Source organism: Streptomyces sp. NPDC050703, assembly GCF_040654435.1.
Taxonomy (GTDB): Bacteria; Actinomycetota; Actinomycetes; order Streptomycetales; family Streptomycetaceae; genus Streptomyces.
On sequence record NZ_JBFAHX010000014.1, the window covers coordinates 70,822 to 96,267 of the forward strand.

Annotated in this window: 23 protein-coding genes; 14 read left to right on the plus strand and 9 right to left on the minus strand. The window is 72.8% G+C overall.

The genetic code is table 11. From position 1 onward, the window contains the following. Positions 1-21: 21 nt before the first annotated feature. Positions 22-1,011 (minus strand): aldo/keto reductase, encoded by a 990-nt coding sequence (locus tag AB0I16_RS15740; RefSeq protein ID WP_363249932.1) that lies wholly within the window; start codon positions 1,009-1,011, stop codon positions 22-24. Positions 1,012-1,218: 207 nt separating this feature from the next. Here AB0I16_RS15740 and AB0I16_RS15745 point away from each other — a divergent pair, with 207 nt between their 5' ends. After that, positions 1,219-2,778, plus strand: a complete 1,560-nt coding sequence (locus tag AB0I16_RS15745; protein WP_363249933.1) for an alpha/beta hydrolase — start codon at positions 1,219-1,221, stop codon at positions 2,776-2,778. Here the strand turns inward: AB0I16_RS15745 and AB0I16_RS15750 are convergent. Then, positions 2,705-4,213 carry an MFS transporter gene (locus AB0I16_RS15750; protein WP_363249934.1) on the minus strand — a complete coding sequence of 503 codons (1,509 nt, stop codon included), beginning with the start codon at positions 4,211-4,213 and terminating at the stop codon, positions 2,705-2,707. The genes AB0I16_RS15745 and AB0I16_RS15750 overlap by 74 nt on opposite strands. Next, entirely contained in the window at positions 4,210-4,806 is a 597-nt protein-coding gene (locus AB0I16_RS15755; RefSeq protein ID WP_363249935.1) for a TetR/AcrR family transcriptional regulator, read from the minus strand. Before AB0I16_RS15755 ends, AB0I16_RS15750 begins: the two co-directional genes overlap by 4 nt. Positions 4,807-4,935: 129 nt before the next feature. Here AB0I16_RS15755 and AB0I16_RS15760 point away from each other — a divergent pair, with 129 nt between their 5' ends. Further along, positions 4,936-7,155: an NADP-dependent isocitrate dehydrogenase gene (locus AB0I16_RS15760; protein WP_363249936.1), complete on the plus strand. Its 2,220-nt coding sequence runs from the start codon at positions 4,936-4,938 to the stop codon at positions 7,153-7,155. Between the two features lie 96 nt (positions 7,156-7,251). Here AB0I16_RS15760 and AB0I16_RS15765 read toward each other — a convergent pair whose 3' ends face one another. Next, on the minus strand, positions 7,252-8,007 hold the full coding sequence (locus tag AB0I16_RS15765; RefSeq protein WP_363249937.1) for a LysR family substrate-binding domain-containing protein: 756 nt from the start codon (positions 8,005-8,007) through the stop codon (positions 7,252-7,254). A 58-nt stretch (positions 8,008-8,065) separates the two neighbouring features. Here AB0I16_RS15765 and AB0I16_RS15770 point away from each other — a divergent pair, with 58 nt between their 5' ends. Next, positions 8,066-8,482 carry a DUF5997 family protein gene (locus AB0I16_RS15770; protein WP_363249938.1) on the plus strand — a complete coding sequence of 139 codons (417 nt, stop codon included), beginning with the start codon at positions 8,066-8,068 and terminating at the stop codon, positions 8,480-8,482. A gap of 84 nt (positions 8,483-8,566) precedes the next feature. Here the strand turns inward: AB0I16_RS15770 and AB0I16_RS15775 are convergent, their stop codons facing one another. Beyond that, the gene (locus tag AB0I16_RS15775) at positions 8,567-10,108 is read right to left on the minus strand and encodes a SpoIIE family protein phosphatase (RefSeq protein ID WP_363249939.1); all 1,542 of its coding nucleotides are present in this window, start codon (positions 10,106-10,108) and stop codon (positions 8,567-8,569) included. A gap of 196 nt (positions 10,109-10,304) precedes the next feature. Further along, positions 10,305-10,916: an NAD(P)H-dependent oxidoreductase gene (locus AB0I16_RS15780; RefSeq protein WP_363249940.1), complete on the minus strand. Its 612-nt coding sequence runs from the start codon at positions 10,914-10,916 to the stop codon at positions 10,305-10,307. Between the two features lie 154 nt (positions 10,917-11,070). On the opposite strand from AB0I16_RS15780, the gene AB0I16_RS15785 reads away from it, so the two are divergent. The 6 genes from AB0I16_RS15785 (at position 11,071) to AB0I16_RS15810 (ending at position 16,437) form a co-directional block, all read left to right on the plus strand. After that, positions 11,071-11,469 carry a helix-turn-helix domain-containing protein gene (locus AB0I16_RS15785; protein ID WP_363249941.1) on the plus strand — a complete coding sequence of 133 codons (399 nt, stop codon included), beginning with the start codon at positions 11,071-11,073 and terminating at the stop codon, positions 11,467-11,469. Between the two features lie 98 nt (positions 11,470-11,567). Beyond that, positions 11,568-12,596: an N-acetyl-gamma-glutamyl-phosphate reductase gene (argC, locus tag AB0I16_RS15790; protein ID WP_363249942.1), complete on the plus strand. Its 1,029-nt coding sequence runs from the start codon at positions 11,568-11,570 to the stop codon at positions 12,594-12,596. Continuing rightward, positions 12,593-13,744 carry a bifunctional glutamate N-acetyltransferase/amino-acid acetyltransferase ArgJ gene (gene argJ, locus AB0I16_RS15795; protein ID WP_363249943.1) on the plus strand — a complete coding sequence of 384 codons (1,152 nt, stop codon included), beginning with the start codon at positions 12,593-12,595 and terminating at the stop codon, positions 13,742-13,744. The genes argC and argJ overlap by 4 nt, the downstream gene beginning before the upstream one ends. Then, positions 13,741-14,682 carry an acetylglutamate kinase gene (gene argB, locus AB0I16_RS15800; protein ID WP_363249944.1) on the plus strand — a complete coding sequence of 314 codons (942 nt, stop codon included), beginning with the start codon at positions 13,741-13,743 and terminating at the stop codon, positions 14,680-14,682. Before argJ ends, argB begins: the two co-directional genes overlap by 4 nt. Beyond that, positions 14,679-15,887 carry an acetylornithine transaminase gene (locus AB0I16_RS15805; protein ID WP_363249945.1) on the plus strand — a complete coding sequence of 403 codons (1,209 nt, stop codon included), beginning with the start codon at positions 14,679-14,681 and terminating at the stop codon, positions 15,885-15,887. Before argB ends, AB0I16_RS15805 begins: the two co-directional genes overlap by 4 nt. Positions 15,888-15,894: 7 nt before the next feature. Next, complete coding sequence (locus AB0I16_RS15810) at positions 15,895-16,437, plus strand: arginine repressor (protein WP_363249946.1); 543 nt, start codon at positions 15,895-15,897, stop codon at positions 16,435-16,437. Positions 16,438-16,488: 51 nt separating this feature from the next. On the opposite strand, the gene AB0I16_RS15815 is transcribed toward AB0I16_RS15810, so the two are convergent. Both AB0I16_RS15815 and AB0I16_RS15820 read right to left on the minus strand, forming a co-directional pair. Next, the gene (locus AB0I16_RS15815) at positions 16,489-17,523 is read right to left on the minus strand and encodes a bile acid:sodium symporter family protein (protein WP_363249947.1); all 1,035 of its coding nucleotides are present in this window, start codon (positions 17,521-17,523) and stop codon (positions 16,489-16,491) included. Between the two features lie 56 nt (positions 17,524-17,579). Further along, positions 17,580-18,224, minus strand: a complete 645-nt coding sequence (locus AB0I16_RS15820; RefSeq protein WP_363249948.1) for a pyridoxamine 5'-phosphate oxidase family protein — start codon at positions 18,222-18,224, stop codon at positions 17,580-17,582. Between the two features lie 179 nt (positions 18,225-18,403). Here AB0I16_RS15820 and argH point away from each other — a divergent pair, with 179 nt between their 5' ends. The 4 genes from argH (at position 18,404) to AB0I16_RS15840 (ending at position 23,031) form a co-directional block, all read left to right on the plus strand. Beyond that, positions 18,404-19,831: an argininosuccinate lyase gene (gene argH / locus AB0I16_RS15825; RefSeq protein ID WP_363249949.1), complete on the plus strand. Its 1,428-nt coding sequence runs from the start codon at positions 18,404-18,406 to the stop codon at positions 19,829-19,831. A gap of 79 nt (positions 19,832-19,910) precedes the next feature. Then, positions 19,911-20,888, plus strand: a complete 978-nt coding sequence (locus AB0I16_RS15830; RefSeq protein WP_363249950.1) for an aldo/keto reductase — start codon at positions 19,911-19,913, stop codon at positions 20,886-20,888. A 56-nt stretch (positions 20,889-20,944) separates the two neighbouring features. Further along, a complete protein-coding gene (locus AB0I16_RS15835; protein WP_363249952.1) occupies positions 20,945-21,496 on the plus strand; it encodes a helix-turn-helix domain-containing protein in 552 nt (183 codons plus the stop codon). Continuing rightward, the gene (locus AB0I16_RS15840) at positions 21,493-23,031 is read left to right on the plus strand and encodes an MFS transporter (protein WP_363249953.1); all 1,539 of its coding nucleotides are present in this window, start codon (positions 21,493-21,495) and stop codon (positions 23,029-23,031) included. The genes AB0I16_RS15835 and AB0I16_RS15840 overlap by 4 nt, the downstream gene beginning before the upstream one ends. Before the next feature lie 133 nt (positions 23,032-23,164). Here the strand turns inward: AB0I16_RS15840 and AB0I16_RS15845 are convergent, their stop codons facing one another. After that, positions 23,165-23,785, minus strand: a complete 621-nt coding sequence (locus tag AB0I16_RS15845; RefSeq protein ID WP_363249954.1) for a lysophospholipid acyltransferase family protein — start codon at positions 23,783-23,785, stop codon at positions 23,165-23,167. 442 nt (positions 23,786-24,227) lie between these two features. Between AB0I16_RS15845 and AB0I16_RS15850 the strand changes: the two genes are divergently transcribed. Then, the gene (locus AB0I16_RS15850; protein ID WP_363249955.1) at positions 24,228-25,406 is read left to right on the plus strand and encodes a glycerophosphodiester phosphodiesterase; all 1,179 of its coding nucleotides are present in this window, start codon (positions 24,228-24,230) and stop codon (positions 25,404-25,406) included. Positions 25,407-25,446: the final 40 nt, after the last annotated feature.

The window sequence follows — 25,446 nt, forward strand, 5'->3', positions numbered from 1 at the left end:
CGCGCGAGCGGCGGGGCCCGCCTAGCGGTCCACCACCGACATGCTGCGGTCGTCGTACCGGGTGCCGGCGATCCGCTCGGCGGGGGCCGCCGCGTCGATCGCCGCGAGGTCGGCGGCGGTCAGTTCCAGGGTGGCCGCCGCCACGTTCTCCAGGAGGTACTTCTCGCGGCGCGTGCCCGGGATCGGGACGACGTCGTCGCCGCGGTGCTGGACCCAGGCGAGCGCGAGCTGCCCGGCGGTGACGCCCTTCTCGGCGGCGAGCGCGTTCAGGGCGTCCACGACGGCGAGGTTCCGCTCCAGGTTGCCTTCGGCGAAGCGGGGCTGCGTGCGCCGCAGGTCGTCGTCGGGGAGCCCGTCGAGCGAGGTGTAGCGGCCGGTGAGGAAGCCGCGCCCGAGCGGCGAGAACGGGACGAGACCGATGCCCAGCTCGCGGCAGAGCGGGGCGATCTCCGCCTCCAGGTCCCTGGTCCACAGCGACCACTCGCTCTGCAGCGCGGTGATCGGATGCACGGCGTGCGCGCGGCGGATCGTGCGCGCACCCGCCTCGGAGAGCCCGATGTGGCCCACCTTGCCCGCCGCGACCAGGTCGGCGAGCGCGCCGATGGTCTCCTCGATGGGCACGTCCTTGTCGACGCGGTGCACGTAGTACAGGTCGATGTGGTCGACGCCGAGCCGCCGCAGCGAGGCGTCACACGCCTCGCGCACGTACGCGGCGTCGCCCCGGATGCGCAGCGGCTCGCCGAGGCGGTTGGCGAAACCGAACTTCGTCGCCACGACGGCCTTCTCGCGCCGCGCCCCGGCGAGGGCGCGGCCGATGAGCTGCTCGTTGTGGCCGCTGCCGTAGAAGTCGGAGGTGTCGAGGAGGGTGACGCCGAGGTCGAGGGCCCGGTGGACCGTCGCGATCGACTGCGCGTCGTCCGACGTGCCGTAGCCGTGGCTCATCCCCATGCATCCGAGCCCCTGCGCCGAGACGGTCAGCGCGCCGAGCCGGCGCGTGGGAAGGCTGCTCATGGTGTACCTCCTGGCTGGTGCTCCGTGGTCGTTGCCGACCCTAGGAGCTGGAGCGGACTCCAGGTCAAGGAAGAGCCGCGTACGGGGGCCGGCCCCAGGGGCAGTTGACCGGTCAGCCCGATGGTCCGGGGCCCTCCGCGTTCCTAGCGTGGTCGGCGACTCCCCGGCCGCCCGGCGGGCGGAGCCGCAGCCGGGACAAGGAGCACGATGCGCGTCACCTCAGCAGTCACCGCGGGCCTGGGCCTGGCCGGACTCCTCGCGGCCGGAGCGGCCGGAGCGACCGGAGCCACGGGACCGGCCGGACCGGCCGGAGTGCCCGGCGCCTCCACGGCACCCGCCTCCACGGCACCCGCCTCCGCCGGCCCCGCCGAGAGCGCCACCGCGCCTCTGGACTGGGGCAGTTGCTCCGCCGGCCAGAAGGAGCTGAACGCGGCGGGCGCGCAGTGCGCCGAGGTGACCGTGCCGCTCGACCACGCCGACCCCGGCGGCCGGACGATCCGGATCGCGGTCTCCCGCGTCAAGGCGGCCTCACCCGGCGAACGGCGCGGCATCCTGCTCTCCAACCCCGGCGGCCCCGGCGGCACCGGCCTCGCCCACACCCTCGCCCTGCGCCCCGCGCTGAAGGACGCGGCGGACCACTACGACCTGATCGGCTTCGACCCCCGCTTCCTCGGCGAGTCCACCCCCATCACCTGCGGCCCGGCGCCCCGGCCCGCCCCGTCCGCCGCGCACACCACGCCCCGCGCGGACTTCGAGGCCTCGGTGCGGGCCGCGCGGGACACCGCGCGCCGCTGCCACGGCCACGGGGACAACGCCCGGCTCCTGCCGTACGCCTCGACCCGCGACGTCGCCCGCGACATGGACGCGATCCGCGCCGCGCTCGGCGAGCGGAAGCTGTCGTACTACGGCGTCTCGTACGGCGCCGACCTCGGCGCTGTCTACACCCAGATGTTCCCTGGCCGGGCCGACCGCGTCGTCCTCGACTCCTCGACCGACCCCGAGGCCACGCAGTACGAGCTGTTCCAGCGCTCGGGGGCCCCGGCCGAGCGGGCGCTCCGCGGCCGCGTGCGCGAGGACGTCCTCGCCCTGCTGGCGCGGGCCGAGCGGCGGCCCGTCCCCGTCGCGGGGCAGCGGCTGACCGCACCGCTGCTGCGCCTGCTGTTCAAGCAGCTCGTCCAGCACGAGGAGAACGACCCGGCACTGGCGAGCGTGGTCAGCGACCTGAAGAGGGCCGCCGCGGGCGAGGACGTCGCACCGGGCCCCACGCTCGCCGGGCTCCTCGCACTCCTGTCGTCGCCCGAGCTGGAGAGCGGCATGGTGGGCGGCGCGATCTTCATGTGCGGCGACGGCGGCTGGCCCGCGGGCGGTTGGCCGGAGAACCCCGGGACGTACTGGCGGAACATGCAGCGCAGCCGCGCCTCCCAGCCGGTCTTCGGGCCGTACGTGAACGGGATGATCGCCCCGTGCGCGTTCTGGGGGTCCGAGCCCCGCGAGCCGGCCACGAGGATCGGCAACGGCGTGCCCGTCCTGATGCTCCAGGCCCGCCACGACAACAACGTGCCCTACGAGGGCGCCCTCGCCCTGCACCGCAGGCTCACGGGGTCCCGGCTGGTGACGGCGGACATCCGCGCGCACGGCGTCTACGGGCGCGGCAACGACGGCCTCACCCCCGTCCCGTGCGCCGACCGGGCCGTCAACACCTATCTGCGGGACGGGAGGCTGCCCGCCGGCGACGTGACCTGCGCGAGGCCGGAGGCGCCGCGCTGACGGCGGGGTCCGCGGGGCCGCCGCCGGCGGCGAGGGCGAGCCGGTCCGTACAAGGTGCCGTGCCCCGCGGAAGCCGCGCCCCCGCCAGTGCCCCCAGCGCCGCCACCGCCGCGAGGGCCGTCAGCGTCGGGCCCATCGCCGCGAGGAACGCGCCCTCCGGGCCGGCCGCGGGCGGGGCGAAGGCCGTCATCAGGGTGGTCGCCAGGGCGATGCCCAGGGCCGGGCCCACGTTCATCGCCGTCTGCTGGAGGCCGCCCGCGACCCCGGCCCACGCGGGCGGGGCGTGCCGCACCAGCACCGCCGTCGCGGCGACCATCACCGTGCCGAAACCGGCCCCTACCAGCAGGAACCCACCACAGGTCGGCACCGCCCCCGAGCCCTCGTCCAGGCGGGAGATGACGAGGACGCCCAGCGTCAGGAGCACCATCGCCGCCGTGACCGTCCGCCGTGGTCCCTGCCGCCGCAGCACCACGGCCGCGAGGGGCGCGCCCACCACCATCATGACCGCGAGCGGCAGCGCGCGTACCGCACTGCGCAGGGGGTCGAGCGACATGACGTCCTGGAGGAAGTACGTCGCCACGAACAGCGCCCCGAACATCGCGGCGGACGCCGCCACCAGGACGGCGAGGGCCGGTCCTGCCGCCGCCGAGCCGACGAGGCCGGGCGGCACCAGCGGGCCCGCCGCCCGGCGCTCGTGGCGCGCGAACGCCGTGCCCGCCGCCACGGCCGCCAGCGCCCCCACCGCGGTGGCGGCCGTCAGGCCGTGCTCAGGGACGCCGACCAGGGTGTGCACGAGGCAGGCCAGCGTCACCGCGAGGAGCCCGGCGCCCGGCAGGTCGAGGGCGGGCGCGGGGCCCTCGCGCGGCGGTGCCGGTACGCGGACGGCCAGCGCCAGCACCCCGGTCACCAGCGCGGGCACCACGCTCAGGAAGAACACCGAACGCCACCCGAGCCACGTGGCGAGCGCCCCGCCGAGCAGCGGCCCGGCGGCTGCCGCGAGGCCGATGGCGCTGGTCCGCAGCGCGATGGGCATGCCGAGCCGCTCCGGCGGAAACACCGCCCGCAGCATGCCCAGCGTGGCCGGCTGCGCCAGCGCGCCGAAGACGCCCTGGGCGACGCGCAGCCCGATGACCCAGCCGACGCCGGGCGCGAGGCCGATGCCTGCCGAGGCGAGCGCGAAGCCGAGCGTGCCGACGGCGAGGAGCCGCCGGTGGCCGTACCGGTCGCCGAGCCGCCCCGCGAAGACCAGCAGGCTCGCCACGGCGATCAGATAGCCGGTGCTCGTCCACTGGACCTCGGCGAACGAGGCGCCCAGATCGCGTTGCAGGGCCGGCTGCACGACCGTGAGCACGGTGCCGTCCAGGGCGATGACCATGGCGCCGAGGACGCTGCACGCCAGGGTCAGGTTCCGCTGGGCCGGGGCGGGCGCGGTCATGGGCGCTCCGGGCCGACGTGCGCGTCCAGCGCGGCGTCGATCAGCGGCTCCACGTCCCCGGCCCCGGAGGCCAGTGCGAGGCTGCCCCAGACCCAGAGCTGCGCGATGCCGTGCAGGTTCGCCCAGAGCGCGCCCGCGGCGACCCGCGGCCCCGCGCCCCGGCCCCCGCCCCGCGGGCGCGCCTCCGCGACCAGGCCGACCAGGACGTCGAAGAGCGGCAGGCTCGTCCCGCGCAGCCCGAGACCGTCGCTTTCGAGCAGGTCGTGGCGGAACATCAGCTCGAACATCCCCCGGTGCGCCCCGGCGAAGCCGACGTACGCGCGGCTCAACGCCCGCAGCCGCGTACGGGCGTCCCCGGCGTCCTCGCCGCCGGCCGCCCGCTCCACCTCCGCCGCGAGGTCCGCGAAGCCGCGGCGGGCGATGGCGGAGAGCAGCGCCACATGGGTGGGGAAGTGGCGCCGGGGCGCCCCGTGCGACACCCCCGCCCTGCGGGCGATCTCCCGCAGGGTCAGCGCCTGCACCCCCTCCGCCTCCACGAGGTCGACGCCCACGTCCACCAGACGGGCCCGCAGCCCGGAGTCCTGTTCACTCATGGGCACTGTCTACCCCACCGCGTAGACAGTGTCTACCAAGATTGAGGCCCAAGGGGCACTGTCCGTAAGGGGGGAGGTACGAGATATCTTGATGTCGAGCAATGTTGCAGACGCGGAGCGGAGCACCCGGTGACTGACTCGACCATCATCTACACCCACACTGACGAGGCCCCGGCCCTGGCGACCCATTCGTTCTTGCCGGTGGTCCAGGCCTACGCCTCGACGGCCGGTGTCAGCGTGGAGACCCGCGACATCTCGCTCGCGGGCCGCATCATCGCGAGCTTCCCCGAGCGTCTCGAGGAGGGCCAGCGCATCAACGACGCCCTCGCCGAGCTCGGCGAACTCGCCAAGACGCCGCAGGCGAACATCATCAAGCTGCCGAACATCTCGGCCTCGATCCCGCAGCTCAAGGCCGCGATCGCCGAGCTGCAGGGCCAGGGCTACGCGCTCCCCGACTACCCGGACGACCCGAAGACCGACGAGGAGCGCGACATCCGCGCCCGCTACGACAAGGTCAAGGGCAGCGCCGTCAACCCGGTCCTGCGCGAGGGCAACTCCGACCGCCGCGCCCCCGCCTCGGTCAAGAACTACGCCAAGGCCCACCCGCACCGCATGGGTGCCTGGACGGCCGACTCCAAGACCAACGTCGCCACCATGGGCCAGAACGACTTCCGCTCGACCGAGAAGTCCGCGGTCATCGCCGACGCCGGTTCCCTGCGCATCGAGCTGACCGGTGACGACGGCTCCACCACGGTCCTTCGCGAGTCGGTGCCCGTCCTCGCGGGCGAGGTCGTCGACGCCTCCGTGATGCGCGTCGCCGCGCTCCGCGAGTTCCTCAAGGAGCAGGTCGCCCGCGCCAAGGCCGAGGGCGTCCTGTTCTCCGTGCACCTCAAGGCCACGATGATGAAGGTCTCCGACCCGATCGTCTTCGGCCACGTGGTCCGCGCCTTCTTCCCGAAGACCTTCGCCGCGTACGGCGACGTCCTCGCCGCCGCGGGGCTCACCCCGAACGACGGCCTCGGCGGCATCTTCAAGGGCCTCGACTCGCTCGCCGACGGCGAGAAGATCAAGGCGTCCTTCGAGGCCGAGCTGGCCGAGGGCCCCGAGCTGGCCATGGTCGACTCCGACAAGGGCATCACGAACCTGCACGTCCCCAGCGACGTCATCGTGGACGCCTCCATGCCGGCCATGATCCGCACCTCCGGCCACATGTGGGGCCCGGACGGCGCCGAGCACGACACCCTCGCCGTCCTCCCCGACAGCAGCTACGCGGGCATCTACCAGGTCGTCATCGACGACTGCCGCGCCAACGGCGCCTTCGATCCGTCGACGATGGGCTCGGTCCCGAACGTCGGCCTCATGGCGCAGAAGGCCGAGGAGTACGGCAGCCACGACAAGACCTTCGAGATCCCGGCCACGGGCACCGTGCGGGTCGTCGACGGCGCGGGCGAGGCCGTCCTTGAGCAGACCGTCGCCGCCGGTGACATCTTCCGCATGTGCCAGACCAAGGACGCGCCGATCCAGGACTGGGTCAAGCTCGCCGTCACCCGCGCCCGCGCCACCGGCAGCCCGGCCGTCTTCTGGCTGGACGAGAGCCGCGCCCACGACGCCGTGCTCATCGGCAAGGTCGAGCGCTACCTCGCCGACCACGACACCGAGGGCCTGGACATCCGCGTCATGTCGCCGGTCGAGGCCACCGCGTTCTCCCTGGAGCGCATCCGCCGCGGCGAGGACACCATCTCCGTCACGGGCAACGTCCTGCGCGACTACCTCACGGACCTCTTCCCGATCCTGGAGCTGGGCACCAGCGCCAAGATGCTCTCGGTGGTCCCGCTGATGAACGGCGGCGGCCTCTTCGAGACGGGCGCCGGCGGCTCGGCCCCGAAGCACGTCCAGCAGCTCGTCAAGGAGAACTACCTGCGCTGGGACAGCCTGGGCGAGTTCCTGGCCCTCGCGGTCAGCTTCGAGCACCTGGCCACCACCACGGGCAACGCGCGCGCCCAGATCCTCGCCGACACCCTGGACCGCGCCACGGCCACGTTCCTGGAGAACGACAAGTCGCCGAGCCGTCGCCTCGGCGGCATCGACAACCGCGGCAGCCACTTCTACCTCGGCCTGTACTGGGCGCAGGAGCTGGCCAAGCAGACCGACGACGCGCAGCTCGCCGAGGCCTTCGCGCCCCTGGCCAAGACGCTGGCCGAGCAGGAGCGGACCATCGTCGACGAGCTGATCGCCGTGCAGGGCTCGCCGGCCGACATCGGCGGCTACTACCAGCCGGACGCGGAGAAGGCCTCCAAGGTCATGCGCCCGTCCGCGACGCTCAACCAGGCGCTGTCGATCCTGGGCTGACGTCCGCGCGCACCGGGGTCCCCGGTACGTCCCCGGTATGTGAAGGAGGGGGCCTCCCGCCACTCGGCGGGAGGCCCCCTTCCCGTGCGTACGGAGTCACGAGCGCCGGCGGGGCCTGCCTCGCCCGGCGGCCTTCGGGCGGGCCGCGGGCTTCTTCTTCGGCTGGGCCGCGCCCTTGGTCGCGCCTTTGGCCCCGGGCTTGGCCTTGGCCTGCGGCTTCTCCTTGGCGGCCGGGGCCTGCGCACGGCCCCGCGAGCTGTTGACCGTACGGCCGCGGACGATGCCGATGAAGTCCTCGACGTGGTCCGTGGTGGCCGCCTCCGGCCACGACAGGGCCACCCGCGACTCCGGGGCGTCCGTGACGGGGCGGTAGGTGAGGTCCTTGCGGTGGTGCAGCCGGGCGAGGGACTGCGGCACGACCAGTACGCCGATGCCCGCGGCGACCAGCTCGACGGCGTCCTCGGTGGTGGCGGGGCGCTCGTGCGCGGGCAGGCCGGGGCGGCGCTCCCAGGTGAGCGTCTCGTCGAGGGGGTGCAGCACGATCTCGTCGGCGAGGTCGGCCGCGGAGACCTCGTCGACCGCGGCGACGACGTGGTCCTTGGGGATCACGACGACCGTCGTCTCGGTGTAGAGGGGGATCGCGCTGAGGTCCGTACGGTCGATGGGCAGCCGTACGAAGCCGGCGTCGGCGCCGCCGGCGCGCAGCACGCCGGGTGCCTCGGCGGCGGACACCTGCACGAGGGTCAGCGGGACGTCGGGCAGCCGCTCGTTCCAGATCCGCACCCACTTGGTGGGCGTCACCCCCGGGACGTAGGCGAGCCGGAACGAAGGGGTTGTTTCCGAGCCTGTCACTTCGCCAGGCTACCCGCCGTGGTCAGCGGTGGCGCACACGCTCGATACCCTTGACCCCATGACGTCGCACCAGACCACCCAGACCATGAAGCCCGCGACCGCGGCGAAGAAGCTGGGTGTGTACCTTCCGGCCACCCCCGCAGAGTTCCAGGAGGGCGTGGTCTCACGCGGCGAGCTGAACGCGCTCCAGGCCGACCCGCCCGAGTGGCTGCGTGAGCTGCGCCGCACCGGCCCGCACCCCCGCCCCGTCGTCGCCGCCAAGCTCGGCGTCTCCATCGCGGGCCTCGCCCGCGGCGGGGTCACCGAGCCGCTCACCACCGAGCAGATCGAGGCGCTGAAGCAGGAGCAGCCCGGCTGGCTCCGCCAGGAGCGCGCCACCCAGGCCGATGTCCGCAAGGATGCCGTGCGGATCAAGGAGAAGCGGGCCGAGCAGGCGGAGCGGGACGCGGCTCGCGAGGACGGCTCCCGCGCCTGACGCCGGAGGCTGCTGACGCGGGGTCCCGGCCGGTGGGGCAAGCCGCGCGAGAGCGGGCCGGAGCCGCCGTCCGGGTCCCGCGGCTCAGCGGTCGCCCGGCTCCGCCTCCGCCTCGTCGGGCCGGATCAGCAGGGTGAACCAGACCGTCTTGCCGGCGGCGTCCGGCCGGGTGCCCCAGGCATGGGCGAGGGCGTCGACCAGGAGCAGGCCCCGGCCGTCCTCCTCGGTGCTCTCGGCGAGCCGGGCCCTGGGCCGGGGCGTGCTGTGGTCGGTGATCTCCACACCCAGTTCCCGCGCGCTGTGCCATACGCGCAGGTGCAGCGGCCCCCGCGCGTGACGCACCCCGTTGGTCAGCAGCTCGGAGGCGAGGAGCAGCGCGGAGTCGGTGAGTTCCGCCAGGCCCCACTCCGCGAGCCTCTCGCTCAGGAAGCGCCGCCCGGTGGGCACCGACACGGCCTCGCAGGCCAGCTCCCGTCCCGCGATGTCGACCGGCGCGGTGGGGAACCCCACGAGCAGCAGCGTCACGTCGTCGGCGTGCGACTCGGTGGCGGGGAGCAGGGTGTGCAGGACGTGGTCCGCGGCTCTCTCCAGGTCCTCCGTGGTGTCGAAGACACCTTCGAGGGCGCTGGTCAGCCGGTCGAGCTGATGGTCGATGTCGGTGCTCGCCGTCTCCACGAGGCCGTCGGTGTACAGGGCGAGGGTCGTCCCCGCGCGCAGCGGAAGACGCACCTGCTGGTGCGGCACCCCGCCCACCCCGAGCGGCAGCCCCGTCGGCACCGGCAGCTCGCGGACCTTGCCGTCCGGCTCGACGAGGAGCACCGGCAGATGACCGGCCGAGCACACGGTGATCTCGCCCTGGGTCGGGTCGGCCTCCAGATAGAGGCAGGTGACGAACGGCTCGGGCAGGTCGCGCGTGAACGCGTCGAGGGTCTGCATCAGCTCGCACGCCGGGAGTCCGGCCAGCGCCAGGGCACGGCCCGCGGAGCGGAGCTGCCCCATCACCACGGCCGCCTTCATGCCGCGCCCCATGACGTCGCCGATGAAGACCCCGACGCGGCCGGCCCCCAGGTCGATCAGGTCGAACCAGTCGCCGCCGACCCCCTGGTCCTGGGTGGACGGCAGATAGCGGCTCGCGGTGCGGGCGCCCGGGATGCGCCTGGCCGACCCCATGAGGTTGAGGGCCAGCGCGATCTGGCGCTGCTGCGCGTACAGCTTGGTGAGCTCCGCCTCGGCTCTCTTGCGTTCGGTGATGTCGCGCATGACGGAGCAGGCGGTGGTGATGGTGCCGTCGGGTGTGCGGATGGGCCAGAGGGTCACGTCGATGTCGAGGACGCGTCCGTCGCTGGTGGTGCGGCGGGTCTCGTAGTGCTCGATGCGGACGCCGCGGGCGATCCGGGCGAGGAGGTGGGCCTCCTCGTCCTTGAGGTCGGGCGGCACGAGGAGGCCGACGTGGCTGCCGATGGCTTGTTCGGGGGTGTATCCGTACAAGCGGTGTGCGGCGGCGTTCCAGAAGGTGATCTCGCCGTCGAGCGTCTTCATCAGGATGGCGTCCTGTGAGGACTCGACCAGTTCCCTGAACAGCTCGTACTGGCTCTCGGAGCCCCGTACGGTTCCCGCAGTCGTCATCGATGCCTCGCTTCGCGTACCCCCTGCCCCCATGAATGGCATCACCGATACTCCAGCACACGGACCGTCGCCATTCTGGCTCTGCGGCTAATTCACCGTGATGGCTTCGATCTTGTCGCTTTATGCAAGATATGGACGGAGACGGTGCCGCGCGGGGGCCGGTGGGGCCGCCCTTCCCGGCGGCACCGCACCGGCGTCAGGCCAGGAGAGCGGCGTGTTCCCGCGCCGACTCGGCGGCCCGTTCGAGCGCCTGCCGCTCCGACTCCTCGGCCTGCGGCACCAGTTCGGCCATGGCGGGGTTGACGGCGGCCATCGTGAGCTCGCGGGTGATGACCTCGACCCGCAGGCCGAGCCCGCCGCCGAGCACCTTCTCCAGGTAGTTGGTGTCGAACTCGAAGCCCGCCCGCGGTGTGCCGGGGCGGTAGGAGCCGCCGCGCGAGGACGCGACCACGGCGCGCTTGCCGGACGGGGCCACGCCCGGACCGAACGTCCGCCCCGCCAGGATGACGTGGTCCAGCCACGCCTTGAGGGTGGAGGGGATCGTGAAGTTGTACATGGGGGCGCCGATGAGGACCACGTCGGCCTTCTCGAACTCGGCGATGAGCTCTTCACGCAGCGGGGGGACGGACGCCGCGGTGACGGTGGCGGCGTCCAGGTGCGGCACGGGGGCGGCGGCCAGGTCGCGGTAGACGACGCCGCCCTGCGGGTGCTCCGCCTCCCAGGCCGTGCGGAAGGCGTCGGTGAGCCGGCGGGAGCCGGAGCGCTCCAGGGGGGACAGGGACGAGTCGATGTGCAGCAGAACGGCCATGGGAGGTGCTCCTCGGTAGGGACGCGCGGGGTGCGCGCACGCGGTGGACCGGCGCACGGGACGGGCGCCGCTCGTCGACTTCGTAAGCTGCTTACGAAGTCACAGTAGCGCACTTTTCCGCAGTGACTAACGGGCGGGCGATAGCATGGGCGCCATGGCTGAGGAGCGGCATGACACGGGACAGTGCTCAGGGGTGGGCGGCGCGGTCGAGCGCGTCTTCCTCCTCCTGGGCAAGCGCTGGAACGGCGTGATCCTCGCCAGCCTGATGAGCGGCCCCGGCCGCTTCGCCGAGCTGCGCCGCGCGGTCAACGGCATCAGCGAGCGCATGCTCTCCGACCGCCTCGCCGAGCTGGGGGAGGCGGGCCTGGTCAGCCGCGAGGTGGACGCGGGCCCGCCGCTGCGCGTCTCCTACCGCCTGACTCCCGCGGGCGAGGCCCTGCGCCCGGCCCTGCAGGAGCTGGGTGACTGGGCCGAGCGGTTCCTCGGCGCCTCCGAGCAGGGCGGCTGCCCCTCGGTGGGGCAGCCGCGGGCGGTGGACGAGCAGGCCGTGTAGCGCGGTCCTGGGCGGCCCCGGGGCGCGCTGCTCCTTGATCTTCAATTGCATAAAACTGCGGCTGTGCGTATAGTCATGCCATCCAAGAGGAGGGTTCCATGGCGGTACGCGCAGCAGTGGCAGGGGCGAGTGGGTACGCGGGCGGCGAGCTGCTGCGTCTGCTGCTCGTCCACCCCGAGGTGGAGATCGGCGCCCTGACCGGCAACTCGAACGCGGGGCAGCGCCTGGGCACCCTCCAGCCGCATCTTCTTCCGCTCGCCGACCGCGTCCTCGAACCGACGGCCCCCGAGGTCCTCGCGGGCCACGACGTCGTGTTCCTGGCCCTGCCGCACGGGCAGTCCGCGGCCGTCGCCGAGCAGCTCGGCCCCGACGTCCTCGTCATCGACATGGGCGCGGACTTCCGGCTGAGGGACGCGGCGGACTGGGAGAAGTTCTACGGCAGCCCGCACGCGGGGACCTGGCCCTACGGTCTGCCCGAGCTGCCCGGCAGCCGCGCCGCCCTGGAGAAGACCAAGCGCGTGGCGGTGCCCGGCTGCTACCCCACCGCCGTCTCGCTGGCCCTCTTCCCCGCGTACGCCGCGGACCTGGTGGAGCACGAGGCCGTGATCGTCGCCGCCTCCGGCACCTCCGGCGCGGGCAAGGCCGCCAAGCCGCACCTGCTCGGCTCCGAGGTCATGGGCAGCATGTCGCCGTACGGCGTGGGCGGCGGGCACCGGCACACCCCCGAGATGATCCAGAACCTCAGCGCCGCGGCCGGCACCCCCGTCTCCGTGTCCTTCACGCCGACGCTGGCGCCGATGCCCCGCGGCATCCTCGCCACGTGCAGCGCCAAGGCCAGGCCCGGGGTCACCGCCGAGAGCGTGCGGGCCACGTACGAGAAGGCCTTCGCCGACGAGCCGTTCGTCCACCTGCTGCCCGAGGGGCAGTGGCCCGCGACCGCGGCCGTGTACGGCTCCAACGCCGTGCAGATCCAGGTCGCGTACGACGAGGCCGCGGGCCGCGTGATCGTGGTCGGCGCCATCGACAACCTCACCAAGGGCACCGCGGGCGGCGCCCTGCAGAGCATGAACATCGCCCTCGGCCTCGACGAGGCCACCGGGCTGACTACGATCGGAGTCGCGCCGTGAGTGTGACGGCAGCCAAGGGATTCACGGCGGCGGGCATCGCCGCCGGCATCAAGGAGAACGGCAACCCGGACCTGGCCCTCGTGGTCAACACCGGGCCCCGCCTGGCCGCCGCGGGAGTCTTCACCTCCAACCGCGTCAAGGCCGCCCCCGTCCTCTGGTCGGAGCAGGTGCTCAAGGGCGGCCTCGTCTCCGCCGTCGTCCTCAACTCCGGTGGCGCCAACGCCTGCACGGGCCCGCGGGGCTTCCAGGACACGCACGCCACCGCCGAGAAGGCCGCCGGGACGCTGTCGCTGAACGCGGGCGAGATCGCCGTCGCCTCCACGGGACTCATCGGCGTGACGCTCCCCATGGACAAGCTCCTGCCGGGTATCGAGAAGGCCGCCGGTGAACTCTCCGCGCACGGCGGCGAGAAGGCCGCCATCGCCATCAAGACCACCGACAGCGTGCACAAGACGTCCGTGGCCGCCAGGGACGGCTGGACCGTCGGCGGCATGGCCAAGGGCGCGGGCATGCTCGCCCCCGGCCTCGCCACGATGCTCGTCGTGCTCACCACCGACGCCGACGTGGAGGCCGGCCACCTGGACAAGGCGCTGCGCGACGCCACCCGCGTCACCTTCGACCGGGTCGACTCCGACGGCTGCATGTCCACCAACGACACCGTGCTCCTGCTCGCCTCCGGCGCGTCCGGAGTCACCCCCGAGTACGCCGAGTTCGCCGACGCCGTCCGCGAGGTCTGCGCCGACCTGGGCCGCCAGCTCATCGGGGACGCCGAGGGCGCCAGCAAGGACATCAGGGTCGAGGTCGTGAACGCCGCGAGCGAGGCCGACGCCGTCGAGGTCGGCCGGTCCATCGCCCGCAACAACCTCCTCAAGTGCGCCCTGCACGGCGAGGACCCCAACTGGGGCCGGGTGCTCTCCGCCATCGGCACGACCTCCGCCGCCTTCGAGCCCGACCGGCTCAACGTCGCCATCAACGGCGTCTGGGTCTGCAGGAACGGCTCCGTCGGCGAGGACCGCGACCTGGTCGACATGCGCTACCGCGAGATCGTCGTCACCGCCGACCTGGCGGCGGGCAACGAGACCGCGACGATCTGGACCAACGACCTCACCGCCGACTACGTCCACGAGAACAGCGCGTACAGCTCATGAGCGCACGCAAGCACACCGCACTGCCCAAGGCGCAGATCCTCGTCGAGGCGCTGCCCTGGCTGACCCGGCACCGCGGCAAGACCGTCGTCATCAAGTTCGGCGGCAACGCCATGGTCGACGAGGAGCTGAAGGCCGCCTTCGCCCAGGACGTCGTCTTCCTGCACCACGCGGGCCTCAGGCCCGTGGTCGTGCACGGCGGCGGCCCGCAGATCAGCAGGGCCCTGGACCGGCACGGCATCGTCAGCGAGTTCAAGGCGGGCCTCCGCGTCACCACCGAGGAGGCGATGGACGTCGTACGCATGGTGCTCGCCGGACAGGTGCAGCGCGAACTGGTCGGCCTGCTCAACCAGCACGGACCGCTCGCCGTCGGCCTCACCGGCGAGGACGCGCACACCATCACCGCCACCAAGCACCAGCCCCGCATCGAGGGCGAACTGGTCGACATCGGCCGGGTCGGCGAGATCACCGAGATCGACACGGGCGCCATCGAGGCGCTGCTCGCCGACGGCCGCATCCCGGTCGTCTCCTCGATCGCCCGCTCCCAGGACCCCGGAGAAGGGGGCCATGTCTACAACGTCAATGCTGATACGGCGGCTGCGGCACTCGCTGCGGCGCTTGGTGCCGAGACCCTGATGGTCCTCACCGACGTCGAGGGACTCTACGAGGACTGGCCCGACTCCGACGAGGTCATCAGCAGGCTCACCGCGCTGGAACTCGAAAAGCTCCTGCCCGAGCTGGCCAGCGGCATGGTCCCGAAGATGGAGGGCTGCCTGCACGCCGTGCGCAACGGCGTGAACACCGCCCGCGTCATCGACGGGCGCGTCCAGCACTCGATCCTGCTGGAGATCTTCACCGACGAGGGCATCGGCACCATGGTCGTGCCCGACCAGGCCGGGCCCGGCCTGGCAGAGCCCGACCGGACAGAGGGGGAGTCATGAGCAACCAGGAGCTGACCGCGCGCTGGCAGGGCGCGCTCATGGACAACTACGGCACGCCGAAGCTGCCCCTGGTGCGCGGCGCGGGCAGCAGGCTGTGGGACGCCGACGGCAAGGAGTACGTCGACTTCGTCGGCGGCATCGCCGTCAACGCGCTCGGCCACGCCCACCCGGCCGTCGTCGAGGCCGTGAGCACCCAGATCGCCGCCCTCGGCCACGTGTCGAACCTCTTCGTCGCCGAGCCGCCCGTCACGCTCGCCGAACGGCTGCTCCAGCTCTTCGGCCGCGAAGGGCGCGTGTACTTCTGCAACTCGGGGGCCGAGGCCAACGAGGGCGCCTTCAAGATCGGCCGGCTGACGGGCAGGCCGCACATGGTCGCCACCCGGGGCGGCTTCCACGGCCGGACCATGGGCGCGCTCGCGCTCACCGGACAGCCCGGCAAGCAGGAGCCGTTCGTGCCGCTCCCCGGCGACGTCACCCACGTCCCGTACGGGGACGTCGAGGCGCTGCGGGCGGCGGTGACCACCGACACCGCCTTCGTGATCATCGAGCCGATCCAGGGTGAGAACGGCGTCGTCGTACCGCCCGCCGGGTACCTGGGGGCGGCCAGGGAGATCACCAGGGCCACCGGGACGCTCCTCGTCCTCGACGAGGTGCAGACCGGGATCGGCCGGACGGGCCACTGGTTCGAGCATCTGGCGCACGAGGGCGTCGAGCCCGACGTCGTCACACTCGCGAAGGGTCTCGGCGGCGGTCTGCCGCTCGGCGCGACCGTGGCGTTCGGCGCCGCGGCGGAGCTCTTCAGGCCCGGCCACCACGGCACGACGTTCGGCGGCAACCCCGTCGCGTGCGCCGCGGGACTCGCCGTCGTCGACACCATCGCCGCGGAGGGGCTGCTGGAGAACACCAAGCGGGCCGGGGAGAAGCTGCGGGACGGAATCGAGTCACTCGGTCACCCGCTCGTGAACCATGTAAGGGGCGCGGGTCTACTCCTGGGTATCGTGCTCACCGAGCCGCTCGCGCCACGGGTGCAGCAGGCGGCTCAGGACGCCGGCTTCCTGGTGAACGTGCCCGCCCCCGATGTCGTACGGCTGATGCCGCCGCTGAACGTGCGCGACGACGAGGTGGACGCGTTCCTCCGGGCGCTGCCCGGCGTACTGGACAAGGCCGCCGAGGCGGCCGACGGGGACGGACGATCCGGAGAATGAGACGACGATGAGCCAGGCGCAAGGCAACGAGCACGTCGACCACGCGGGTCCCGCCGTGCCGCAGACCCGCACGGCACGCCACCGCCGGATCGTGGACATCCTCAACCGGCAGCCGGTGCGCTCGCAGAGCCAGTTGGCGAAGCTGCTCGCGGACGACGGTCTGACCGTCACGCAGGCGACGCTCTCGCGGGACCTGGACGAGCTGAACGCGGTGAAGATCCGCAACACCGAGGGCGACCTCATCTACGCGGTGCCGAGCGAGGGCGGTTTCCGCACGCCGCGCGCGCCGCTGGGCGAGTCGGCCAAGGAGGAGCGGATGCGGCGGCTCTCCGCGGAGCTGCTGATCTCGGCGGAGGCCTCGGCGAACCTGGTCGTCCTGCGCACCCCGCCGGGGGCCGCGCAGTTCCTGGCGTCGGCGATCGACCAGGCCGAACTGCACGACATCCTCGGGACGATCGCGGGCGACGACACGCTGATGCTCATCAGCAGGGAACCGGCCGGGGGCCAGGCCCTGGCCGACCACCTCCTGCGGCTCGCCTCGAACGAATAGCGGGTCCCTGGGCCAGGGCGCGGCTCTTCGCCGGCCGCGCCCGGCCCGTCCTCAACCGCCGGACGGGCTCGATCCGGCCGCACCCGGCTCGTCGCGCTCGCGCTCGGGCCCACGCTCGGGCCCGGTCGTCCGCCGGGCCATCCATGCCGCCACCAGCGCTCCCGACACGTTGTGCCAGACGGAGAAGACCGCCGCGGGGAGCGCGGCCAGCGGGCTGAAGTGGGCGGTGGCCAGCGACGCCGCGAGGCCGGAGTTCTGCATGCCCACCTCGAAGGCCATGGCGCGGGACGCCGGCGGGCCGAGGCGGGCGAGCTTGCCCGCGCCGTACCCCAGGGCGAGGCCGAGGCCGTTGTGCAGGACGACGGCGAGCAGGACCATGGCCGCGGCCGACCTGATGGCCGCGGCGCTGCCCGCCACGACGATCGTGACGATGGCCGCGACCGTCAGGGCGGACAGCCACGGCAGCGCGCCGAGCGCCCGGTCCACGTACCGCCCGAGGAGCAGCCGTACGAGCAGCCCGGCGACGACCGGGAGCAGCACGGTCTTGACGATGTCCCCGACCATCGAGCCCGCGTCCACCGGCAGGTACTCGCCCGCGAGCAGCAGCGTCAGCGGCGGGGTGATCAGGGGCGCGAGCACGGTCGAGACGGTGGCCACCGAGACGGACAGCGCCACGTCGCCGCGGGCCAGGTACGTCACCACGTTCGACGCCGTGCCGCTCGGCGCGCAGCCCACCAGGATGACGCCCGCCGCCAGTTGCGGCGAGAGGCCGAGCGCGTGGGCGATGAGCCAGCCGAGCCCGGGCATGATCACGTAGTGCGCGACGAGCCCGAGCGCGACGGCCCAGGGGCGCCTGACCACGCCCTGGAAGTCCAGCGGGGTCATGGTCAGGCCCATGCAGAACATCACCACGCCCAGCAGGTACGGGACGTTCGTGCCCCAGCCCTCGAAGGTTCCGGGCGCGAGGAGCCCGAGGGCGCCGGCGGCGAGGACGAGGACGGGGAAGACCGTGACGGCGCGGCGGGCGGCCTTGTCGGCGGTGCCCGGGGCGTCGGCCGGGTCGTGGAGCTTCTGTTCGGGTCGCACGGCGCGATGCAACGCCGCGCCCGCCCCGCGCGCAACCCCGTCTCGGTATGTGGTCGCTACACGGAATCTGCCGCCGGCCCGTGTGCGACCGGTCCGTGGGCGCCCGGCCCGTGGGCGCCCGGCGTGGGAGGCAGGGGGAGTGGCAGCCCCGGCAGCCCGTCGATGCTCCGGGCGATGTACTCCTTCTTGGCGAAGTACGCGCCGAGCGACGCGTCGTCCTCGCGGGCGAACCGCTTGGCGTGCAGGTCGCGGTCCTCGTCGTACGACATGTACGGCACCGCGTAGCCGCAGGAGTCGCGGATGAGGTCGGCCCTCACGACGATGACGGCCCGCAGGCCGTGCTGGTCGGGGTCGCTGCCGGGGAAGTGGCCGAGGAGTCCGGGGAAGCGCGGATCGTCGCGGAAGACGGGTTCGCCGCGGCCGTGCACCCGGACGATGTTGGGCGGGCCCTGGAAGGCGCACCACATGAGGGTGATGCGGCCGTTCTCGCGAAGGTGCGCGATGGTCTCGGCGCTGCTGCCCGCGAAGTCCAGGTAGGCGACGGTCAGGTCGTCGACGATGGCGAAGGAGCCCTTGAGGCCCTTGGGCGAGAGGTTGACCGTGCCGTCGCCGGTGAGGGGCGCGGTCGCCGTGAAGAACATCGGCTGCTCCTCGATGAAGGTGCGCAGCCTGCCGTCTATGCGTTCGTGGATCTTTCCCATGTCCACGGATTATTCGCCGTGGCGCCCCGGTTGTCCGGCGACTTCCGCCGGTGCGCGGCAGGAGCGCGGCCGGCCGCCGTCGATTGACGAATCATGCATAGTTATGCATACTCATGCAGGCAAGGTGAGTGGCGGCGCACGAGCCGCCGTGAAGAGCCCGCGCTTCGAAGGAGCACGCAGTGAGCAGCAACAGCGGTGACGTCCGGCTCTGGGGCGGGCGGTTCGCCGACGGCCCCGCCGAGGCCCTGGCGAAGCTGTCCGCGTCCGTCCACTTCGACTGGCGCCTCGCGCCGTACGACATCGCGGGCTCCCGCGCCCACGCGCGCGTCCTGCGCACGGCGGGCCTGCTCACCGAGGACGAGCTGACCCGCATGCTGGCCGGGCTCGACCAGCTCGAAGCGGACGTGGCCGACGGTTCGTTCGTCGGCACCATCGCCGACGAGGACGTGCACACCGCCCTGGAGCGCGGCCTCCTGGAGCGGCTCGGCCCCGACCTCGGCGGCAAGCTGCGTGCCGGACGGTCCCGCAACGACCAGGTGGCCACGCTCTTCCGGATGTACCTGCGCGACCACGCGCGGATCATCGGCGGTCTCATCGCCGACCTGCAGGGCGCGCTCGTCGGCCTCGCCGAGGCGCACCCGGACGTCGCCATGCCGGGCCGCACGCACCTCCAGCACGCGCAGCCGGTGCTCTTCGCCCACCACGTCCTGGCCCATGTCCAGTCCCTCTCCCGGGACGCGGAGCGGCTGCGGCAGTGGGACACCCGCACGGCCGTGTCGCCGTACGGCTCCGGCGCGCTCGCCGGATCGTCCCTGGGGCTCGACCCGGAGGCCGTCGCCAAGGACCTCGGCTTCGAGCGCGGGAGCGCGGGCAACTCCATCGACGGCACCGCCTCGCGCGACTTCGTCGCCGAGTTCGCCTTCATCACCGCGATGATCGGCGTGAACCTCTCCCGGATCGCCGAGGAGGTCATCATCTGGAACACGAAGGAGTTCTCCTTCGTCACCCTCCACGACGCCTTCTCCACCGGCTCCTCGATCATGCCGCAGAAGAAGAACCCGGACATCGCCGAGCTGGCGCGCGGCAAGTCGGGCCGCCTCATCGGCAATCTGACGGGCCTGATGGCCACCCTCAAGGCCCTCCCGCTCGCCTACAACCGCGACCTCCAGGAGGACAAGGAGCCGGTCTTCGACTCCTGCGACCAGCTCGAAGTCCTGCTGCCCGCCTTCACCGGCATGATGGCCACGCTCACCGTCCACCGCGAGCGCATGGAGGAGCTGGCCCCGGCCGGCTTCTCGCTCGCCACCGACATCGCCGAGTGGCTGGTCAAGCAGGGTGTGCCCTTCCGCGTCGCGCACGAGGTCGCGGGCGAGTGCGTGAAGGCCGCCGAGGCCGAGGGCAAGGAGCTCGACGCCCTCACCGACGAGCAGTTCGCGAAGATCTCCGAGCACCTCACGCCCGAGGTCCGCACCGTCCTGAACGTGCCGGGCGCGCTCGCCTCCCGCGACGGCCGCGGCGGTACGGCGCCCTCGGCCGTCGCCGTACAGCTCGCCGAGGTCGAGGCGGACCTGGCGGCGCAGCGGGAGTGGGCGAACGCCCGTACGTGACGCGAGGTCACGGGCGTCGCGGACACCAGGGGTTAGGTTGTCGGGATCACCCGTACGATCATCACCCGAGGAGTCCGCGATGCCCTTCGCCCGGGCGGCCGCAGCCACGACGCCGACCGCACACCTGGGGCTCGGCCTCGCCGCCGTCGGCAGGCCCGGCTACATCACGCTGGGCAGGGAGCACGACCTGCCGGCCACCCGCAGCGTCGAGGCCCTGCGCGAGCGCACCTTCGAACTGCTCGACGCCGCCTACGCGACGGGCGTCAGGTACGTCGACGCCGCCCGCTCGTACGGCCGCTCCGAGGAGTTCCTCGGCGACTGGCTGCGGGCCAGGCCCGACGCGCGTGACGTCGTCGTCGGCAGCAAGTGGGGCTACACGTACACGGCGGACTGGCGCACCCGCGTCGAAGGCCCGCACGAGGTCAAGGACCACGGCACCGCCGCCTACGACCGCCAGCGCGCGGAGACCGCCGCGCTGCTCGGCGACCGGCTCGACCTCTACCAGGTCCACTCCGTCACGCCGGGGAGCCCCGCGCTCACCGACCGGGAGCTGCACGCCCGCCTCGCCGCGCTGGCCGCCGACGGCGTGACCGTCGGCCTCTCCGCGAGCGGCCCCGACCAGGCGTCCGCCATCCGCGCCGCCCTCGCGGTGACGGTCGACGGGGAGCCGCTCTTCCGGACCGTCCAGGCCACGTACAACCTCCTGGAGACGTCGGCGGGCCCCGCGCTGGCCGAGGCCCATGACGCCGGGCTCACGGTCATCGTCAAGGAGGGCGTGGCCAACGGCAGGCTCGCCGCCGCCCCGCACGCGCCCGCCGCGCTGCGCGAGGCCGCCGGGCGGACGGGCCGCGGCTGCGACGCGGTGGCGCTCGCGGCGGTGCTGCGCGAGCCGTGGACGGGCGTGGTCCTGTCCGGCGCGGCGACCTCGGCCCAGCTGATGTCGAACCTGGACGCAGCGGCGGTCGACCTCGACGAGGAGACCGCGGAGCGGCTGAGGGGGCTCGCGGAGGAGCCGGGGGAGTACTGGGCGCGGCGCGCGGAGCTGCCCTGGCACTGAGCGGTGCGGTGAGACGCGGTGAGACGTTCATGTCTCACATGCTCTATGGTTGTCTCATGACTGTCGACCGCGGCCAGGTCCTGCGCAGCGCCGCCGCCCTGCTCACCCGCAAGGCCACGTCCACCATGGACGAGGTCGCCCGTGCCGCGGGCATCAGCAGGGCCACCCTGCACCGCCACTTCGCGGGCCGCGACGCGCTCGTCCGCGCCCTGGAGGAGCTGGGCCTCCAGGAGTGCGACGCCGCCCTCGACCGGGCCCGGCTCGACGAGGGCAGCGCGCGGGACGCCCTGCGGCGCCTGGTGAGGGAGATCGAGCGGGCCGCCGGGCTCCTCGCGTTCCTGTACACGGAGAACCAGCTCTTCGAGGGCGACACCCAGCACGACGGCTGGGCCCGCATCGACGCCCGGCTGGCCGCCCTCTTCCGCCGGGGCCAGGAGAGCGGGGAGTTCCGCATCGACCTGACGCCCGTCTGGCTCACGGAGGCGCTCTACGGCCTCATCGGTTCCGGTGCCTGGGCCGTACAGGACGGCCGGGTGGCCGCCAAGGACTTCTCGTACATGATCGCCGAGCTGCTGATCGGCGGCGCACAGCGGAGAGTGGACTCATGACCAGCATCAAGGAGCGGACCAGGCCGGACGCGGAGCGCGGCGCGGCGCGCTGGCTCGCGCTCGCCGTGCTCGTCCTCGCCGTCCTCCTGGTCGCCGTCGACGCGACCGTGCTCGGCCTGGCGACGCCCTACATCAGCGAGGACCTCAAGCCCTCCGGCACGCAGCTGCTGTGGATCGGTGACGTCTACTCCTTCGTCATCGCCGGCCTGCTCGTCTCCATGGGCAGCCTCGGCGACCGGATCGGCCGGAAGAAGCTGCTGCTCTGCGGGGCGGTGGCCTTCGGCGCGGTGTCCGTCCTCAACTCCTACGCCACGAGCCCGGAGCTGATGATCCTGGCCCGCGCGCTGCTCGGCGTCGCGGGCGCGACCCTGATGCCGTCCACCCTCGCGCTGATCCGCAACATCTTCCACGACCCGCGCGAGCGGAGCCTCGCCGTCGGCATCTGGGGCGCCATGGCGTCGGCGGGCGCCGCCGTGGGACCCGTCGTCGGCGGTTTCCTGCTCGAACACTTCTGGTGGGGCTCGGTCTTCCTCATCAACCTGCCGGTGATGGCGGTCCTCGTCCTGGTCGGCATCAAGCTGCTTCCCGAGTCGAAGAACCCGGCGCCGGGCCCCTGGGACCTGCTGAGCGTCCTGCTCTCCCTGGTCGGCATGATCGCCGTCGTGTACGCCATCAAGGAGGCGGCGGCGCACGGCCTCCGCTGGGACGCGGCGGCCGCCGCGGTGATCGGCGTGGCCGCGCTCACCTGGTTCGTGCGCCGTCAGCTCACGCTGCGCGCACCGCTCCTCGACATGCGGCTCTTCAGTCACCGCGGCTTCTCCGGGGCGGTCCTCGCCGACCTGCTGACCGTGCTCGGCCTCTCCGGCCTGGTCTTCTTCCTCTCCCAGTTCCTGCAACTCGTGCAGGGCAGGAGGCCGTTCGAGGCGGGCCTCGCCGAACTGCCCGCCGCGGTGGGGGCGGTCGGCGCCGGTCTGATCGCGGGCATGGTGGCCCGGCGGTTCTCCGTACGGATCGTGGTCGCGGGCGGACTCGCGGCGGTGGGGCTCTCGCTCGCGGTGCTCACGGGGCTGAGCCAGCACACCGGCTATCCGCTGCTCGGCGCCTCGCTCCTGGTGGTCGGCATCGGCGCGGGCTTCTCGTTCACCGTGACCGCCGACGTGATCCTCTCCAGCGTGCCCAAGGAGCAGGCGGGCGCGGCCTCCGCGGTCTCGGAGACGGCGTACGAACTGGGCGCGGCCCTCGGCATCGCCCTGCTCGGCTCGATCGTGACGGGCGTCTACCGCGACTTCACGGCGCCGGCGGGCACCCCGCCCGACGTGGCGTCGGCCGCCCACGAGTCACTGGGCGGCGCGGTCGAATCGGCGCAGAACCTGCCGCCCCACGAGGCGGAGGCACTCCTGCACGCGGCCCAGGCGTCCTTCGTGGACGGCCTGCGGTTCGCCTCCGGCGTGGGGGCGGCGGTCCTGCTGGCCACGGCCGTGGTGGCGTGGTTCCTGCTGAAGGGCCAGAAACTGGAGGACGGGGTCGAGCACTGAAAGCCCGCCGCGGCGCACGGCCCACGAGACGGCGCCCAGGGCCATGGTTCAGGGGCGCGGGGAACCGCGCGACCAGCGACGACGCACCGGCAGACGGAGAACCGGGGGGCGGAACCGCTCAAGCCCCGCAGGGCTACGCAGCCTTGGCCTTCGTGGCGTACATGTCCACGTACTCCTGGCCGGACAGCCGCATGACCTCCGTCATCACGGAGTCCGTCACGGCCCGCAGCACATAGCGGTCGCGGTCCATGCCGTCGTACCGGGAGAACTCCATCGCCTCGCCGAAGCGGACCGTCACCTTGCCGGGGCGCGGCACGCCCTTGCCGCCGGGCTGGAGCTTGTCCGTGCCGATCATCGCGAAGGGGACGACGGGCGCGCCGGTCATCAGGGTCAGCCGGGCGATGCCCGTACGGCCCCGGTAGAGCCGCCCGTCGGGGGAGCGCGTGCCCTCGGGGTAGATGCCGAAGACCTTGCCGTCGTCGAGGATGCGGCGCCCCGTCATCAGCGCGGCCACCCCGCCGCGACCGCCGTCGCGGTCCACCGGGATCATGCCGACGCCCGTGAAGAACCACGCCATGAGGCGGCCCTTGAAGCCCTTGCCGGTGACGTACTCGTCCTTGCCGATGAAGTACACCGGGCGGTTGGTCACCAGCGGCAGGATCATCGAGTCGATGAACGTCAGGTGGTTTCCGGCCAGAATGACCGGTCCGGTCCCGGGGATGTTCTCGGCGCCTTCTACCCGTGGACGGAACATCAGGCGCAAGATCGGTCCGAGCACTGCCTTGATGAGCGCTAGACGGGACAACGAGCCCTCCGGGTTCAACGGGTCGACGAGTAAGCGACGGGTAAGTGCAGGTGAGTACGGTACTCGCGGGTCACCGCCTCTCGCACATCGGGTTCACGCCCTCGACACGCAGTGTTGACCCCGCCCCGCGTGGCGCCGCCGGGAGCGTGGCCCTCGCGAAGACGGTATCCCCGTGCGACGGGTGTGGCCCGAAGCAGTGGTCCTTGTCACGCACACACTTCTCTCTGCGTAGCGGGACGTTTCACGCGCCTGTCCCCTCCATCGTGCGCCCATTCGCCATGCCGCGTCATCCTGACGTTCCGTCCAGGGTCTCCCTCCGGCCACTCGCGGCCACCTACGATCAGTCCCGCTTTGTCAGGTGCAAGGCAGCGGTACATCGGGAGGAGCGCCAATGGCGACGCAGGAGTCGGGTCAGCAGCAGCCGGGGACGGACCGGGGTCGGCGCGCGGTACTGGGGGCGGCGGTCCTCGGCGCGGGAACAGCCGCGATCGGGCTGCCCGGCGTGGCGAGAGCCGACGCGCGGCACGGGCACGGGCGCGGCGGGGGCGGATACAAGAGCCTGCCGAAGCCGACCGTCGTCGCGCACCGGGGCGCGAGCGGCTACCGGCCCGAGCACACGCTCGGCGCCTACCAGCTCGCCCTGGACATGGGCGCGCACGTCATCGAGCAGGACGTCGTGCCCACCAAGGACGGCCACCTGGTGTGCCGTCACGAGAACGACATCACCGGGACCACCGACGTCGCGGCGCACCCCGAGTTCGCCTCCCGCAAGACCACGAAGTCCGTGGACGGCGCCTCGCTCACCGGCTGGTTCACCGAGGACTTCACGCTCGCCGAGCTGAAGACGCTGCGCGCCAAGGAGCGCATCCCGGGCACGCGCCGGCACAACACCCTCTACGACGGCCGCTGGGAGGTGCCCACCCTGGAGGAGGTCTTCCGGTGGGCCGAGAAGGAGGGCCGCAAGCGGGGCAAGGAGATCTGGCTGCACATCGAGACCAAGCACCCCACCTACTTCCGCAAGCTGGGTCTCGGCCTTGAGGAACCGCTCGCCAAGCTGCTGCGCCGCTACGGCAGGCACAAGAAGAACTCGCCGAACTTCCTCCAGTCCTTCGAGCCCAGCAGCATCCAGCGCCTGGCCAAGCTGGTCTCCGCGCCGCGCGTCGTCCTCCTGTCCGGCGCGGCCTCGCGCCCCTGGGACTTCGTGGAGGCGGGCGACCCGCGCACCGTCGCCGACCTGGTCACGCCCAAGGGCCTGCGGTGGATGGCCGGATACGCGCAGGGCATCGGTCCGACCCTGGACCTGGTCATCCCGCGCAAGTCCGACGGCACCCTCGGCACCCCGACCACGCTCGTCAGGGACGCGCACGCCGCGGGGCTGATCCTGCACCCGTACACGATGCGCAACGAGAACACCTTCCTGCCGGTGAACTTCAGGAAGGGCACCGACCCGAGCGCCTACGGCGACGCCTTCGGCGCCTTCAAGGCCTACTTCGAGACGGGCATCGACGGCATCTTCTCCGACAACTGCGACACCGCGCTCCTCGCGGCCGCGGACTTCGTCAACGACTGACCGTCCCGACCCCTCTCGGGGTGAGGAAGCGCCGCTCCGG

Coding starts and splice junctions, on each gene's coding strand:
- argB (WP_363249944.1), top strand. CDS start 13,741: ATGAGCGCACGCAAGCACACCGCACTGCCCAAGGCGCAGATCCTCGTC.
- AB0I16_RS15755 (WP_363249935.1), bottom strand. CDS start 4,806: ATGAGTGAACAGGACTCCGGGCTGCGGGCCCGTCTGGTGGACGTGGGC.
- argC (WP_363249942.1), top strand. CDS start 11,568: ATGGCGGTACGCGCAGCAGTGGCAGGGGCGAGTGGGTACGCGGGCGGC.
- AB0I16_RS15805 (WP_363249945.1), top strand. CDS start 14,679: ATGAGCAACCAGGAGCTGACCGCGCGCTGGCAGGGCGCGCTCATGGAC.
- AB0I16_RS15840 (WP_363249953.1), top strand. CDS start 21,493: ATGACCAGCATCAAGGAGCGGACCAGGCCGGACGCGGAGCGCGGCGCG.
- AB0I16_RS15780 (WP_363249940.1), bottom strand. CDS start 10,916: ATGGCCGTTCTGCTGCACATCGACTCGTCCCTGTCCCCCCTGGAGCGC.
- AB0I16_RS15820 (WP_363249948.1), bottom strand. CDS start 18,224: ATGGGAAAGATCCACGAACGCATAGACGGCAGGCTGCGCACCTTCATC.
- AB0I16_RS15745 (WP_363249933.1), top strand. CDS start 1,219: ATGCGCGTCACCTCAGCAGTCACCGCGGGCCTGGGCCTGGCCGGACTC.
- AB0I16_RS15845 (WP_363249954.1), bottom strand. CDS start 23,785: ATGTTCCGTCCACGGGTAGAAGGCGCCGAGAACATCCCCGGGACCGGA.
- AB0I16_RS15750 (WP_363249934.1), bottom strand. CDS start 4,213: ATGACCGCGCCCGCCCCGGCCCAGCGGAACCTGACCCTGGCGTGCAGC.
- AB0I16_RS15830 (WP_363249950.1), top strand. CDS start 19,911: ATGCCCTTCGCCCGGGCGGCCGCAGCCACGACGCCGACCGCACACCTG.
- AB0I16_RS15740 (WP_363249932.1), bottom strand. CDS start 1,011: ATGAGCAGCCTTCCCACGCGCCGGCTCGGCGCGCTGACCGTCTCGGCG.
- AB0I16_RS15810 (WP_363249946.1), top strand. CDS start 15,895: ATGAGCCAGGCGCAAGGCAACGAGCACGTCGACCACGCGGGTCCCGCC.
- AB0I16_RS15775 (WP_363249939.1), bottom strand. CDS start 10,108: ATGACGACTGCGGGAACCGTACGGGGCTCCGAGAGCCAGTACGAGCTG.
- AB0I16_RS15770 (WP_363249938.1), top strand. CDS start 8,066: ATGACGTCGCACCAGACCACCCAGACCATGAAGCCCGCGACCGCGGCG.
- AB0I16_RS15850 (WP_363249955.1), top strand. CDS start 24,228: ATGGCGACGCAGGAGTCGGGTCAGCAGCAGCCGGGGACGGACCGGGGT.
- AB0I16_RS15785 (WP_363249941.1), top strand. CDS start 11,071: ATGGCTGAGGAGCGGCATGACACGGGACAGTGCTCAGGGGTGGGCGGC.
- AB0I16_RS15835 (WP_363249952.1), top strand. CDS start 20,945: ATGACTGTCGACCGCGGCCAGGTCCTGCGCAGCGCCGCCGCCCTGCTC.